General features: G+C 61.7%; 13 protein-coding genes. 6 read left to right on the forward strand and 7 right to left on the reverse strand.

What is annotated here, in order from left to right:
• Positions 1–4 precede the first annotated feature (4 nt).
• Positions 5–916 (reverse strand): glycine betaine ABC transporter substrate-binding protein OsmF, encoded by a 912-nt coding sequence (gene osmF, locus ATN84_RS05495; RefSeq protein WP_068880517.1) that lies wholly within the window; start codon positions 914–916, stop codon positions 5–7.
• Positions 917–1112: 196 nt separating this feature from the next.
• A complete protein-coding gene (locus tag ATN84_RS05500) occupies positions 1113–1949 on the reverse strand; it encodes a helix-turn-helix domain-containing protein (RefSeq protein ID WP_068880518.1) in 837 nt (278 codons plus the stop codon).
• Between the two features lie 135 nt (positions 1950–2084).
• Here ATN84_RS05500 and ATN84_RS05505 point away from each other — a divergent pair, with 135 nt between their 5' ends.
• Positions 2085–3146, forward strand: a complete 1062-nt coding sequence (locus ATN84_RS05505) for a fatty acid desaturase (protein WP_082766098.1) — start codon at positions 2085–2087, stop codon at positions 3144–3146.
• 20 nt (positions 3147–3166) lie between these two features.
• The gene (locus tag ATN84_RS05510) at positions 3167–3919 is read left to right on the forward strand and encodes a phosphate/phosphite/phosphonate ABC transporter substrate-binding protein (protein WP_068880520.1); all 753 of its coding nucleotides are present in this window, start codon (positions 3167–3169) and stop codon (positions 3917–3919) included.
• Here ATN84_RS05510 and ATN84_RS05515 read toward each other — a convergent pair.
• Genes ATN84_RS05515 through ATN84_RS05530 form a run of 4 tightly spaced genes read right to left on the reverse strand, consistent with a single transcriptional unit; the run spans position 3906 to position 8615 of the window.
• On the reverse strand, positions 3906–5060 hold the full coding sequence (locus ATN84_RS05515) for a glycosyltransferase family 4 protein (protein WP_068880521.1): 1155 nt from the start codon (positions 5058–5060) through the stop codon (positions 3906–3908). The genes ATN84_RS05510 and ATN84_RS05515 overlap by 14 nt on opposite strands.
• On the reverse strand, positions 5057–6307 hold the full coding sequence (locus ATN84_RS05520; protein ID WP_068880909.1) for a glycosyltransferase family 4 protein: 1251 nt from the start codon (positions 6305–6307) through the stop codon (positions 5057–5059). Before ATN84_RS05520 ends, ATN84_RS05515 begins: the two co-directional genes overlap by 4 nt.
• Entirely contained in the window at positions 6304–7074 is a 771-nt protein-coding gene (locus ATN84_RS05525) for a polysaccharide deacetylase family protein (RefSeq protein WP_068880522.1), read from the reverse strand. The genes ATN84_RS05520 and ATN84_RS05525 overlap by 4 nt, the downstream gene beginning before the upstream one ends.
• Before the next feature lie 50 nt (positions 7075–7124).
• Positions 7125–8615 (reverse strand): GumC family protein, encoded by a 1491-nt coding sequence (locus tag ATN84_RS05530; RefSeq protein WP_068880910.1) that lies wholly within the window; start codon positions 8613–8615, stop codon positions 7125–7127.
• 201 nt (positions 8616–8816) lie between these two features.
• Between ATN84_RS05530 and ATN84_RS05535 the strand changes: the two genes are divergently transcribed.
• Together ATN84_RS05535 and ATN84_RS05540 are read left to right on the forward strand one after the other, a co-directional pair.
• Positions 8817–10073 carry a lipopolysaccharide biosynthesis protein gene (locus ATN84_RS05535; protein WP_342027666.1) on the forward strand — a complete coding sequence of 419 codons (1257 nt, stop codon included), beginning with the start codon at positions 8817–8819 and terminating at the stop codon, positions 10071–10073.
• Positions 10070–11191: a GNAT family N-acetyltransferase gene (locus tag ATN84_RS05540; protein ID WP_153020100.1), complete on the forward strand. Its 1122-nt coding sequence runs from the start codon at positions 10070–10072 to the stop codon at positions 11189–11191. Before ATN84_RS05535 ends, ATN84_RS05540 begins: the two co-directional genes overlap by 4 nt.
• A gap of 12 nt (positions 11192–11203) precedes the next feature.
• Here the strand turns inward: ATN84_RS05540 and ATN84_RS05545 are convergent, their stop codons facing one another.
• A complete protein-coding gene (locus ATN84_RS05545) occupies positions 11204–12202 on the reverse strand; it encodes a glycosyltransferase family 2 protein (protein ID WP_068880525.1) in 999 nt (332 codons plus the stop codon).
• 113 nt (positions 12203–12315) lie between these two features.
• On the opposite strand from ATN84_RS05545, the gene ATN84_RS05550 reads away from it, so the two are divergent.
• Entirely contained in the window at positions 12316–13560 is a 1245-nt protein-coding gene (locus ATN84_RS05550; RefSeq protein ID WP_068880526.1) for a GNAT family N-acetyltransferase, read from the forward strand.
• A gap of 33 nt (positions 13561–13593) precedes the next feature.
• Entirely contained in the window at positions 13594–14811 is a 1218-nt protein-coding gene (locus ATN84_RS05555; RefSeq protein ID WP_068880527.1) for an FAD-dependent oxidoreductase, read from the forward strand.
• Positions 14812–14828 lie beyond the last annotated feature (17 nt).

The raw sequence follows: 14828 nt of genomic DNA on the forward strand, positions 1-14828 counted from the left end.
CCGGCTATTTCAGGAAACCGTTTTTCTTCAGGAAATCCTCCGCCACCGCCTTCGCCGGCTCACCGCCGACCTGCACCCTGCCATTGAGGTCCTGCAAGGTGACAAGATCGAGCTTTTCGAAAACCGGCTTCAGGAGGGTTTCGATCTCCGGATGCTCCTTCAGCACCGCCTCGCGAATGAGCGGCGCCGGTTGATAGACGGGCTGGACGCCCTTGTCATCCTCGAGCACGACGAGGCCGGAAGGCGCGATGCCGCCATCGGTGCCATAGACCATCGCCGCATTGGCGTTGTTGGTCTTGTTGGCGGCGGCGGCGATGGTGGCCGCCGTATCACCGCCGGAAAGGGTGATGAGCTGATCGGGCTTCAGCGTGAAGCCATAGGCCGTCTGGAATGCGGGAAGGGCGGCCGCCGAATTGACGAATTCCGCCGATGCGGCAAGCACGACCTCGCCGCCGTCCGAGACATATTTGCCGAAATCACTCAAGCTGACGAGCTTGTTCGGCTCGGCGACATCCTTGCGCATGGCGATCGCCCAGGTGTTGTTGGCGGGCGCCGGGGTCAGCCAGACGATCTTGTTGGCATCGTAATCGAGCTTCTTGGCTTCTTCATAGGCCTTTGCGGCATCCTTCCAGACAGGATCGTCGGCCTTTTCGAAGAAGAAGGCGGCGTTGCCGGTATATTCGGGATAGATGTCGATCTCGCCGGCGATGATCGCCTGGCGCACAACCGGCGTCGCGCCGAGCTGGATGCGGTCGGTGGTGGGGACGTTGTTGGCGTTCAGCACGGCCAGGATGATATTGCCGAGAACGCCGCCTTCCGTATCGATCTTGGAGGAAACGACGACCTGTGCACTGGCGGCGACGGAGGAAAGTCCGATGGCCAGAGCGGCGCTGAGAAGGATATTCCGGTAGGACATTTTCGTATTCCCCATTTTTCGATGCCGGATGCATCTTTTCTATCATGGATTTCCGAGCCTAGCGGAGAACCATGTTCCAGAAACGAAGCTGCTCAGGAAAAGGAACCATTTATACGGGCAAAAATAAAGTACCGATGGACAGATCCAACTGACACAAGCTGACTCGAATGAGCTCAGGACGCCTTTAAACCGGCTCTCAGGATACTTTAAGGCCGCTCACGAAACCTGCCGCCTCATGGGCGTGGATGCGGGTGCAGCGGATCAACTCGTCGAAATGGCGCTGCATGATGCGGATCGATTCGGCATTGTTGAGCACGAGATACATACCGCCGACGAAGATCGCGGCGCGCTGCGAGCCGAAGACGGTATAGGGCACGGAAAAGCGCTCGCGCCCGTCGAAAATGAACAGGCGTAATGACGGATAAAGCTCATTGACGAGATCCGCCATATGCTGGAGCTGCTCGGCTCTCGCCGCGCGGGCAAGGCCGTTCCATATGCCGCTGCCTTCCGCCAGCGCCTCCAGCGTCTGCCGGGGCATGCAGACCTCCATATCGGTGCCGGGCTGGCGATTGTAATCGAGCCGGAACGCCGTTTCGCTTGCCTGGCTCACCACACTTTGATGAGTAGCCGCCGCTTCATAGGCGATGGTCTGCGTCGTGCGCAGGAGATCGGGAATGCGCGAGGGCACATAACGGATCTTCGAACCCGCCGCCTCCGCGTGCCATTTCATCAGCAGCGTCACATCATAACCGTCGCTGCCCTCCTCGATCTCGAGGCTCGGGCGCAACTCGCCCATCAGCCCCTCATCCTGCGAAAGGCCGAGCAGCCAGTCGAGGGAGACGGAATGGCGCTCGGCGATATTGAGAAGCGTTTCGACGCGCGGCAGCCTCGGGGAAATGCCGGAGAGAAGCTGTGACAGGGCCGACCGGTCTATGCCGATCGCCGCGGCGAAGGCCGACTGGCTTTCGCCCGAGCGGGCGACGAGCTCGACGAGGCGCTTGCGAAACAGTTCCGCCAGATCTCTTTTGTCCATTTTTATCTCCTATTGCTGATAATCATCAACATTTGCGATATATGATTATCATACTCAACGCTCAGTCACCATAGTCTCGTTGTCCCGCGCCATCGCCGGTGCGATTCTTGAGCCGGCAAATCGGGGCACACTGATATGATTGGGAAATCTGCTCGTGAACAGGTACGGCTCGATGCAAAGCCGCGCCGCAGGAAAGCATTGCGAATCGAATGGCCGACGCTGGCGCTGATCGTCGGCTGCTACGCCTTCTGGTTCGGGGCCGGCGCGTACCTTTTCCCCCTGATGCCGGTTTTCGCCCTCGCCCTGATGGGAGTCGCGGTGGCGCTCCACTCATCGCTGCAGCATGAGGTGCTGCACGGGCATCCCACCCGCAGCGCCATCATCAACGAAGCGCTGGTGTTCCTGCCGATCGGCCTGTTCTACCCCTACCGGCGTTACAAGCAGACGCATCTGCAGCACCATGCGGACGAGCGGCTGACCGACCCTTATGACGATCCCGAGAGCTATTACAGGGCGCTCGCCGACTGGCAGAAGCTGCCTTTCTTCCTGAAAATGCTCCTGCGGTTTAACAATACGCTCATCGGCCGTGTCAGCATCGGCCCGGCGCTGATGATCACCGGATTTTTCATCTCGGAATGGAGGAACATCCGGGCAGGCGAGCGGAAAATCCGCCTCGCCTGGCTGCTGCATTTCGCCGGTCTCGCCCCCGCCCTCCTGATCATATCCTTCGTCTTCGGCGTTCCGCTCTGGCTCTATGCCCTGACCTCGGCCTATCTCGGCCTCGCCATCATCGCGATCCGCACCTATTGCGAGCATCAATGGTCGGAACGCCCGGATGGCAGAACCATCATCGTCGAGAAATCGATCCTGGCGCCGCTCTTCCTCAACAACAATCTGCATTTCGTCCATCACAAGCAGCCGCGGGCGGCTTGGTACGAGCTGCCGGCGCTCTACCGCGCCAGACGGGAAGAGTGGCAACGGATGAACGAGGGCTATGTCTTCCGCAATTATCTCGAGGTGCTGCGCGCCTTCGCGCTCAGCATCAAGGAACCAGTCGTCCATCCGGCATGGCGACGCGGCGAAGCGGTAGTCCAGACCGAGAATCTTCCCGATCAGGCATTCCGTCCGCGCCGGTTCCACGTCAATATCCATGGCGGCGCGACCGCGCCGATTCCGGCGGAGCCGAAGCACGAGTGAGACATATAGCTGCCCTTCCCATGTATGACTGGCCGGAGCTGCGCGGCGAGACGGATGCGCGCTGGGCGGCGATGCGCGACGATCTCCACCGGTGGGGGATCGACGCGCCGGCGCATCTGACGAGGTGCAACGGTGACATGCCGGCGATATCAGGCGGCATTCGCGACGGGCTGGGCAACATCATCGCCCCCGATCCGGCCAACCTGCCGCCTGATGAGCTCGACCTTGCCGTGCTCTGGCGCCATCCCGGCCTGCTGGTGGCCGAGACCTGCTGGGGGCCGATGGAACTGGGCCTTGGCTCCCATGTAACCGTGATCGGACAGACCGATTATGACGGGATCGCCGGCGGCAGCGGCGCGCTCTATTCGAGCGTGATCGTGGCACGCCGGGGTGAAGGACAGCCGGTGCCGCCTGCCGCAGACGGCAGCGCCCGGCTGCTCGCCAAATTCCTTCGTGGCAGGCGCCTCGCTTTTAACGAACGCCAATCGCTTTCCGGCTATCTCGCGCTCGAACGCGATCTGGAAGCTATGGGGACTGGCATCGCCATTTTCGCGGAAACGGTACAGACCGGCGCGCACCGCGCCTCGATCCGCGCGGTCGCCGAAGGTCTGGCGGATGTCGCCGCGATCGATTGCAAATCCTGGGCGCTGGCGCAGCGCTTCGAGCCGGCAGCGAAGGCGCTCCACGCCGTCGGCTGGACGGCCCGGCGCAAAGGCCTGCCGCTGATCCGCTCGATAGCCCTGCGGATCAGCCCCAGCGTTACCGCCGCTTAGGAGGACCCCCCGCTGTTTCCTCATAGACCTGCAGGGTCCGGCCCGCGATGCTGGGCCAGCCATAGGCCTTTTCGATATGGCTTGCGCGTGCGGATGCTTCTTTCTCCGAGAACGGCTCGGCCAGCTTGCGGCGCAACGCGGATGCCAGTTCGTCGACGTTGCCGAGCGGGAAATAATCCTCGGGCGGCAGCCCTATCTCGAGATTGGCGGTGATGTCGCTGGCGAGCACCGGCAGGCCATAGCCCATCGCTTCCAGGAGGGCGATCGGCATGCCCTCATGGCTCGAAGGCAGCACGAAAAGGCGGGCATTCCCGAACAGGCATGCAAGATCGTCTCCGGTCTGCATGCCGGCGAGAACCGCGCCGGGGGTTTTCTCGGCCAGCTTTTCCACCTCCTGCGCATAGGAGGCCGTATGCTCGGCGGAACCGACGAGGACGAGCTTGAGCGAAGGATCGTTCAGCCTGGCGAAGGCGGCGATCAGATCGAGCTGGCGCTTTTCCGGCACGATACGCGCGACCAAGATGACATAGCGGCGCGGCGCGAGGCCGAATTTCTCCAAGATGCCGGTATCGGAAACGCCGCGACGGACCGAAACGCCATTCGGCACGAACCGCACCGGGACGCCGTAGCGCTTCTCCATAGTCCGGGCGATGTCGTTGGAAACCGCGATGCGCCTGTCTGCAAAGCGCATTCCCGCGCTTTCCCCGAGCTTCAACACGGTCCTCGCGAAGCGGTTCCATTTCTGCCGGTGATAATCGAAGCCGTGATGGGTGACGACCACCTTGAGCCCCAGCAGCCTTGCGAGCGGGGTCATGAGAGCAGGCCCGATGGCATGGATATGCAGGATATCGGGGCGACGCCAGGCCGCGACGAAAACCCCAAGCGCGGTGTGAACGATGGCTTCGAATTTCATGGAACGGGGCGCCCAGAGCGGCAGCACCCGAATGTCTTTCCACATGTAGGGAGCGGAATGCGGCAGATAAGGTTTGCGGCCGATCACCTCCACGTCCCACCCCTTTTCGACAAATTGGCGGCTCAGCTCTTCCACGTGCTTTTCGACGCCGCCCTGCACGTCGGGAATGCCGCGCAAGCCGAGCATCATTACTTCAGGCCGTTTTTCGGCAACGCCACGCTCGCTCATGCCGAAGCTCCGAGCGCGGCATAGAGATCGACCATGCGGTCGCGATAGGCAGCGGACGAAAATTCGCGGGCAACCCAGTCACGGCCGCTCGATCCCATATGGGCCCTTGCAGCGGGCGACAGATCAGACATGACGCTCAGAACCCGTGCGAGATCGTCGACATCGCCCGACACAGCGGTCATTCCCGTCTCCCCTTCCCTGATCATTTCCGGGATTCCGCCGATATCGGCGCCGATAACCGGCCGGCCCAGCGCGTAGGCCTCAAGCAAGCTGACCGGCGCGTTCTCATACCATTCCGACGGCAGAACCAGAGCCCGGGACTGTCCGATGAGGCGGAAGAGACTTTCCCCCGAGACATGCCCGGCAAAGGTGACATCCGTGCCGAGCTCCGCTGCAAGCGTGCGCAGGGCCTTTTCCTCGGGGCCGGTGCCGGCGATGACAAGCCGCTGCTTCGACAAGGCGGCGGCGCGGATCAGGGTGGCGATCCCCTTTTCCGGCGCCAGCCTGCCGGCAAAGACAAAATAGTCGCTTTCGTCCCAGCCGGTGGCAAAGCCGTCGGTATCTACGAAATTCGGAATGTAGGCAAACTGTTCCGCCGGCCAGCCCCATTCGACCAGCTTGTCGCGATAGAAGCGGCTCGGCACAACGAATCTGTCCACCTTGTCCCGGTAGAGGCCGAGGCCGCGATGCACCATGGTCTCAAGCAGAACCAGGCCGCTCAGGGCCGTCGACTGCTTGATACAACGATGCCGCACGACATTGTAGATCCTGCCGCCTCGGCATTCCTCGCAGATATGACCGTCGACCAGCATCTTGTAGGCCGGACAGGCGAGCTTCAAATCATGCACCGTCATCACGGTTGGGATGCCGGCCTTTTTCAAAGTCGGGAAGATCGATGGCGAGATGTGGTGATAGACGTTGTGCGCATGGGCGATATCGGGAGGCGCGCGCTCGATCAACGCCTCGATCTTGCGCTGTGCCTCGAAGGAATAGATGATCTTGCCGGCCTGGACGATTTTGGTCAGCGGGCTGCTCTTGCGGCCATATTCGATTTCCGAAACGAAATAGCCGGACCAGGGGGAGGCTCGGTTTTCCGGATGCTGCATGGCGAAGGGAATAACGTCCCAGCCGATTTCCTGGAAAAGCTGCATATGCTCGAGGAAGATCGTTTCCGCCCCGCCGCGCCGGTAGAAATAATTATTGATGGCGAGGAGACGCGGATGGACATCTTTTTCCGACTGTTTCAGGACCTGGGTCTCCCGAGTTCGGCAACCGCATCCCTGACGGTCAGCACCGCGCAGCCGCTGGAGAGCGTATAGGAAACGAGCTTGTCGAAGGTTTCCGGCGTGCAGCCAAAGGGTGTCGGTTTCGATGCAATGTCGTGGGTGAAGAAGATCAACCATCCCGGTTCGGCGACGAGTTCGTCTATCCGGCCGGTCAGCCCCAGGGCATGGGATTCAGGCTGCCTGATCTCGACCCCATGGAGGAAGAACGGGTTGACGGAGCCGCGGTTGATCCCCTCCCCGCCGGCCCGGCAGGTGGCAAAACGGCGCTCGAAGACATGCCGCGTGCGGAACGAGCCGGCATTATAGGGATAGGCGAAATTACGCTTGCCGGCACTCTCCTCGATTTGGTCGAGGTGATGCCGGTTGCGCTCGAGGTCGGCTTCCATGGCCTTGGCGCCTACATGGCGCACCTTTTTATGGGAGAAGGTGTGGCAGCCGACCTCGTGCCCACGAGCGGCGAGTTCAAGACATCCTTCCCGCGTGATCAGCGCGCGGTCCGGCTCTTCACGTCCGGCAAGCGACCCGGCGATATAGAACGTGCCGCGCACCCCATGTTCCTCAAGGATGCGCGCGCCATTGGCGAGCGCGGTATCCGGAACATCATCGAATGTGAAGGACACCAGCGGCCGCGACGTCTCGATGGAAATACGGGGACCAGGCATCCGACGCAAGAGCCTGTCGGTAATGCGGTCCGCCCAGAAATCGAGTTTGTTCAGCACCTCAGGCATGGGCGATCGTATCCGCCCGTCCATACAGCTCGACTGTTTCCACGATCAACTCACCCCCGCACCAGCGCCAACCGTTGCTCCTCGCGGATTGCGCCGAACAAACCTAGCGCCAGAACCAGGCAAATGCCAATGGCCGATCCGACGATCGCGCCGCCCACGGCCAGAAGCATCGTGCGCGGCGGCCAGCTCCTGCTCAGCGGCGGCACTGCGGTGGATATCACCCTGATGTTGGTGGTGTCCAGCTGCTGGCGCTCCGCCGTCTCGCCTGCGCGCGTCAGGAAGGTCTGGTATATGGCGACCTTGGCGGCCCTGTCGCGTTCGAGGTCACTCAACTGGACCTCTGCGTCATTGTCGATGGAGACGGATGCCCGCGCGCGCGCCGCCTGCCTGTTGAGCGTATCGACCACCGAAGCCGCCTGTTCGACGTCCACTTGGGCCTTGCGCAGCATCCGGGCGATCTCCTGCGCGATTTCACGCTGCAATCCTTCCAGCTGCGATTGCGCGCTGACGAGCCCGGGATAGCGGGGACCATAGGTCATGGACATGGCGTCGACCCTCTGCTTGAGGGTGGCATATTGCGTACGCAATCCGGTCAGGGTGGGCGATTGCAAGGTGCTGGACGGGCTTATCGCATTGGGGCTGGCCGCCGTCAGCTCCTGATACCGGGATTGGGCTTCGGCCAGACGGGCCTGAGCATCTATCAGCCTGATATTGATCTGGCCCATCGATTGGGCGCTGATCAGTTCACCCCCACTGGCCTGGAGACCATGGGCGCGCTTGAAGGCCGCGACCTTCTCCTCCGCCTCTGTCGCCTCCTTCTTGAGCTCGGCGAGGCGCCTGCTCAGCGCGGACGTCGCCCGGCCGGCATCAGCCGCTTCCGATTGCGCCACCTCCTCCTCGAACGCCTTGGCAACCGCATCGGCCACCCGGACGGATTTCTCGGGATCGCTGGTCCAGACGGCTACGGTGATGATGAAAGTGCGCTCCTGGCGCTGCGCCGATATGCGCTCCGACAGGCTTCGCATCGCCGCTAGTGTGTTATCGCCCGATGCGGGCCGGGCTCCGAAGAGCGACCGGAAACTGAACCCGCCATCCTTGCCCGTGAATTCCGGATCGCTCTCGAGATCGAGCTCCTTCACCACCCGGCGCAACACATTGCCCGACGTCAGCACCAGCAGCTTGCTCCCCACATCGAGAAGCTGGCTTTCGCTTTGCTGGTTCTGCGGATAGATGTCGTTCGGCATGACCTGAAGGTTGGAGGGCGGTACGAGAATATCGGTATAAACGACATAGCGCGGCGTGGCGGTAACACCATAGCCTATGCCGATCAGGGCGCCGATCAGCATTGCCGCGAGAATCCAGCTCCAGCGATCAAGCAGCCAGGAGACGACGCGCGCCGGATCGACCTGCGGAAAGGCAAGTGACGAAACGGCAGGCCTGGAACGAGGTTCGTCCTCGACCCGGATACGCTCATCATCGCCCCTCGCCGCATTTGTGGCGTCCGTCTGCGCCTTGGCGGCAAGGTCACGTAAGGTGTACATCGGATCATACCTTGTCATTATCAATCAAAGCGTAACGGTTTTCCTGTATCGAGAACTAAGCGATAGGTTGAAAAATTTGGTTAATGAAATGCTATGCCGGCTCCAGGGACGGCAACGGCGCTAGCAGAGTTTGGGACGGCTTCACGATCAATGGCGCATATTCCGACTGACCGCGCTGGCCGGCTCCGGCAGTTCTTGCCCATGATCCTGTCCTATGCCGCTTCGAGCGGCAGCCTTGTCACGGCCAACGCGGCACAACTCGTCACTTTCGCGATTCTCGCCCGCTTCTTCGGCGCCGACCAATTCGGCGTCTACGTCGCCTTCACGGCGATAACCAGCATTGCGGTCCATCTGTGCGGTCTCGGCGCAAACGAATGCCTGGTGCGCCGCGTCGCCCAGGACCACGCGATCTACCCCAAGATGCTGGGCCACAATCTGATCCTGATTGCGATAAGCAGCGCCGTCCTCATCACCGCCGGAATGATCATTCTGCCACGCTGGATTGAACTGTCGCCCAATCCGGCGGTGAATCTGGCCACCATACTGCTGATGCTCGTCACCAACATCGTGCTGGTGCGCCTGATCTTATTGGCCGAGCAGATATTCATCGCGCACTCGCGTTTCGCCGATGCCAACAAATCGGTCGTCGGCTTCGCCTTTGCAAGAACGGGCGCGGCGGCACTTGCCTGCCTCGGTTTCGGGGTCTCCACGGTGACGCAATGGGCGGTATGGCAATTCGCCGCCCATGTGCTGGTGCTGCTCGTATATGCATGGTGGCTGCGCAAGTTCGGGCCTCCACGATACCGGATCGTGCGTGACGAAATCCGCCTCGGTATCCTCTTCGCCACGCCCTTCATCTTCCGGGCCGTCCGGCAGAATGTCGACCTGCTGATGCTTGGCATCGTTGCGACCCCGGAAGTCATCGGCAGCTATGGCGTCGTGAGGCGGATCACGGACAGCAGCTACATGACGGTCGACGCCCTCAACAGGCTCGTCTATCCCGGCCTTGCCCGGGCAAGCACCAAGGGCATCCATAACGTCGTCGATCGCAGCAAGAAGATCCTCATCGCAGGTTTGGGCATCGGCGCCGTCTCGGCCATAGCCATATTCGTGCTGGCGCCATTCCTGCCGATCCTGTTCGGCCGCGAATATGTTTCCCTCGAATCCTTCAGCCGGATCCTGTGCTGGGTGGTCATTCTCGTCTCCATGTGGGCGGTCGCCACAGAAGCGCTGGGGGCGGCGGGGCAGCACGCATTCCGCGCCGCCATTCTCAATACCGGCAACGTGCTGGGCGCCATTCTGATCGCCTTTGCGACATGGCTCGCGCCGCCGCAGGGCACGTTCTTCTCCATCTACGTAATCGAAGGCGGCATCGTGATTGCCGCATGGATCGTCCTCCTCCGGCTTGCGCGCCGCAGCCGGAGAGCATCCGAGGCCGGCGGAAACAACCAATCATGACAATTGCAGTTCGGGAGGGGGCGATGGATCAACAGGGCAGGATACGCCCGATGGAAGTGGAAGACATTCCGGAGGTCGGGCGGATTTTCTTCAGGGTGTTCAGGAAGAAGCCGATCGACTCCCCGGATGAGTTCAACCGCTATTTCAAGGAATTGTTCTTTACCAGTCCGATCTATTGCCGCGACAACGGCAGCGTCGTGCATGAAGGGCCGGACGGCCGCATCGACAGCGTCATTTCGGTCATTCCGATGCAATATTCCGTCTTTGGCCAGCCGATGACGGCGCGGCTTCTCTGCACCTACATGGTTGACCCGGCTGCCCCGCCGCGCGGCCCGGCGAAACTGACACTCGCCTTTCGCCGAAAGGACTTCTGCTTCACCGACAGCGCCTCTCCCGTAAGCGCCAATCATTTCAAGGCCGTCGGCGGCGTCTCGCTGCCGGTTCATGGGCTCGAATGGCGCCGAACATTCCGGCCTGCCGCCCTTCTTGCACATCATTCAAGCCGCCGAATGCCATTTCTCCACCACCTGCCCAGCCGCTTCCTGGCGCGCCCGCTCGACAATATCGCGAGACGGAAAATTTGCGGGCTTTCCGTGGAAACGCCGCCGGGCGTGCATGACGAGCCGATGTCGCTCGATGCATTCCTTACCCATGCACCGGCATTTCTGGCCGATTATTCGGTACGTCCCATCTGGTCGAAACCGGAACTGGAATGGATCATGCGCGTAGCTGCACTGAACGGCGAATGGGGCCCGCCGCGTATGCGGGCCGTGCTTGATCGCCAGGAGCGGCTTTGCGGCTGCTTCATCTATTTCGGCCGGCCCGGATCGATCGCGCAGGTGCTGAACGTGTTGCCCGCGCGAGGGAGGGAGCAGGCGGTCATCGGCCGGATGCTGCACCATCTGGACGCGGCCGGATACATAGCCGCCGAGGGGCGCGTGCAGCCGCGGCACCTCGATGCCCTTTCGCGCCACCGCGCCATGACCTTCCAGCACAGGGCGCACGTCTGCGTATCCAGCTCCCATGCGGATATTCGCGAATCCATCGAACGCAACGATATCTACATAGGCGGGCTTGCCGGCGAATCCTGGAGCCGGCTGATGTCCGACTTCCGGTAAGTCACGAGAGCATCAGCGCGGCTGCGAGATCAGGCGGCTTTCGATCCAGGCATCCGGGGCGCGGCGAGGATGGAAGAAGCCGAGCGGCAGCGCGGCGGCATGGAAGCACCAGGCCACGACGGCATAAAGCCCGAGCGAGAGGCTCTTCTGTTTCAGGCTCATGGCCGCAACGACAAAGACGATGAGCGCGAGATCGATGGCGACCGCCCATTTCCTGTCGGGCAGGAAGACCAGCAACGCCAGCATGGCCAGCCACCAGGCATAGACGCCGGCCCATAGCCGCAACTCCGGCAGCTCCTTCAAGAGATTGTTCCAATAGGGCTTGCCGTATGCGGCGCGCAGCAATTCGCCGACGCCGCGCAGATATTTCGACTGCCAGCGCTTCACCAGCAATCTGTAAGCGTTGATGGAATGGCCGAAATGCGAGACGAAACGCCGATCCAGCCGGTGAAGGCTCCACCCCCTCGCCCGCAGCCTGACGCCGAGATCGAATTCCTCATAGCCGTGCAGATTGCGGTCGGAGAAATAGCCGGCCTCCTCGATCGCGCTGCGCCGATAGAGCCCGCCGCCATTCATGCGGTCGATCGGACCGATCCTGTTTTCAGGCGAGGCGCGGCGCACCCGGCGCGTGAACTCCAGATTGTCGAGATTCATTTCCGCCACATGGCCGGTCACCCCCGCCACGCGGGGATTGGCGTCCAGGAAAGCGATTGCCTGGCCAAGAAAATCCTTGTCGAGCAGCATGTCGCCATCCATGAGGCAGATCAGATCATGATGGCTGTACTGGAAACCCAGTTGCGGACCGATGCCGCAGCTCGGCCTTGCCGGCGCTTCTATCTGCACCACTGTGACGGGATATTGGCTGGCGATCTCGACGGTGCGATCCGTCGACCCGCTATCGGCTACGATGACCTCGACTTCGCCCCCGGGCAGTGCGGCCAGCGCGCTTTCGATGGCGGCGGCGATCCGCTTCTCCTCATTGAGGGTTTTCATGATGATGGAAACAGCCATGAACCCGTATCTCTATCCCCGCCGGCGCCCCGGAAGAGATGCGGCACCATGTATGGGGCCTATCAAATCCGCCTTTTATTCGAAAGCTTTTTTTATTGCGTGATATGCGATAGATGGAGGACAGGGCGGGGCGTGAAGAACAGGCATCGACCATCCGGCGCGGTTTCGACATTCCCATCTCCTTGGCACATCTTCATGCAGCAGGACAGATCATTCCGGTGCACCTGACTTTCGCCGTACGCGTTCACGACAGACTTGACGATCTGCCGGTCGAATGGCCTGTGGGCGGGTCCGTTTCGCCACCCGAAGCCCACTATCACGTCTTCCAGACCAGGACGTTCATCGAGGTCTGGTGGCAAACCTTCGGCCAGGCCAGGGATGCACGCGCCTGCCTGGTGGAAGTGTGCGACGGGGCGGGCAAGCCCGTCGTCTTCGTCCCTCTCTGCATCACGGCGAGCAAGGGTGCGAAGATCCTCAGCTTCATCGATGAAGGCTCGGCGGACTATAATGCTCCCATCCTCTTTCCCGTACCGTGGGAGTGGTCGAAGCCGCTTGCTGAAAAACTCTGGCGGGACATCATCGCGGCGCTGCCCGCATTCGACGTGGTCCTGCTCGACAAGATGCCTGCCGATGTCGGCGGCCTGGTCAACCCGTTGCACCTCATCTCCGACGGGCCGAACGATGTGTCCTGTCATGAAAGCGATCTCCGCCGTCCCTGGGAGGAAATCGACAAGGCCCAGCCTTCGCGCAAGACCCTTCTGAAGAAGATGCGGGCGCTGGAGCGCATGGCGCCCTGCCAATACATCATTGCTTCCGAGAAGGCCGAGAGAGACGAAATCATCAGCGCGCTTCTCCAACAGAAGCAGCGCCGTTTCGAGGAAACCCTGGTGCCGGGCTTCGACGCCGAGCCAGAAAAGCAGGCTTTCTTCGAACAGGGCACGGAAGTCTTCGCCAAAGCGGGCATGCTGCATCTCTCCGCCTTCAAGGTGGGAGACGAGATCGTCTCGACGCTTTGGGGACTTGTGCGGGGCAAACGCTATTACGCGCTGATGATCGGTTTCGAGGCCGGGGAATGGGCCAAATATTCGGTCGGGCGCATTATCTATTATCGGACACTCGAATGGCTGCATCGGAACGGCTTCGACTGCATGGATCTCGGCATAGGCGATGAGCCGTGGAAGCTCGAGCATTGCGAGATCACCGTCCCGCTTACCAAAAAAACAGAGATCCGCACCTGGCGCGGGCAATTCTATATCCGCCGGATGCAGACTATGGAACGGCTGCGCGCTACGCAGGCCTGGCAAAAGCTGCGCCCGCTGAAATGGATCGTGCTGCGCGCGATCCGCAAACGAACTTGATCAATCAGCTCTGAATTCCGTGAGCGGAAAACTATGACCAACGCCCAATCACCGCACGAACAAAAGCCGCAAGCGGATACAGTCACAACAGAAGAAGCAGATATCCTGATCATAGGCGGCGGACTTGCCGGCGTGAGTGCTGCGACAGCGCTCTCGCGCCGCGGGTTCGATGTGGTGCTGATCAGCGCCCATGACCGCCACCCGCCCGATTTCCGCGCCGAGAAGCTGGGCGAGGCGCAGATGAGGCTGTTCGAGCGCATCGGGCTCGACCATGCAGTGCGCGCATATATGACGGCGTTCGACGGTGTCTGGCATCGCCGCTTCGGCCGGATCATGGAGCGCGGCAGCAAGCGCGAATATGGCGGCGACTATTCCGGCCTAGTCAATGCGCTGCGCGGCGCGCTGCCGCCGCAGGTGCGCTCAGTCGTCGGCCGGGTCGACGATTTTCAAACCAGCGCCGAGCGGCAGCAGGTAGCCCTTGCCGATGGGCGGCGCTTTGCCGGCCGCCTCGTCATCGTGGCGACCGGGCTCGGCGACAGCATCCGCAAGAAACTCGGCATCGAGCGGGAGGTGTTCAGTCCGGCGCACTCGCTCTGCTGCGGCTTCGACCTGGCGCGGCCACGCTCCGATTTTCCCTTTCCATCGCTGGTCTGGAGCGGCGAACGCTTCGACGACCGGGTATCCTATCTCACGCTCTTCCCGATCGGAGACAAGATGCGGGGGAATTTCTTCGTCTACCGGAGTTTCGCCGAGGAGTGGACGCGGCGGTTCCGGGAAGAGCCGGAACAGAGCCTGCGCGAACTGATGCCCAATCTGGAGAAGACGTTCGGCGAAATCCAAATAACAGGGCCGGTCATCGCCCGCCCGATCGATCTCGTCCGCGTGCGCGGTCACGAGCAGGCCGGCGTGGTGCTGATCGGCGATGCCTTCCGCGTCATCTGTCCGATTACCGGCACCGGCATCGACAAGGCGCTGACCGATGTCGACCGCCTGTGCAACGTCCACATACCCCGCTGGTTCGGGACACCGGGCATGGGCGCGGACAAGATCGGGCAGTTCTATGCCGATCCGGTGAAGGTGGCGCGCGACGCCTCGGCCACGAAGATGAGCCTCGATTCAAAAAGCATCAAGACCAAGCGCGGCTTCTACTGGAAGTTCCGCCGCCTGCGCAGCAGCACGCTCGGGCGTGCCAAACATTACGTGCACGGAGCTATCGGGAGGACGGGCCGGCGATCAAGGCCCGCGGCTTGAGCGGGCGCGGCTATCCT

It is taken from the genome of Paramesorhizobium deserti (assembly GCF_001558695.1).
GTDB lineage: Bacteria > Pseudomonadota > Alphaproteobacteria > Rhizobiales > Rhizobiaceae > Paramesorhizobium > Paramesorhizobium deserti.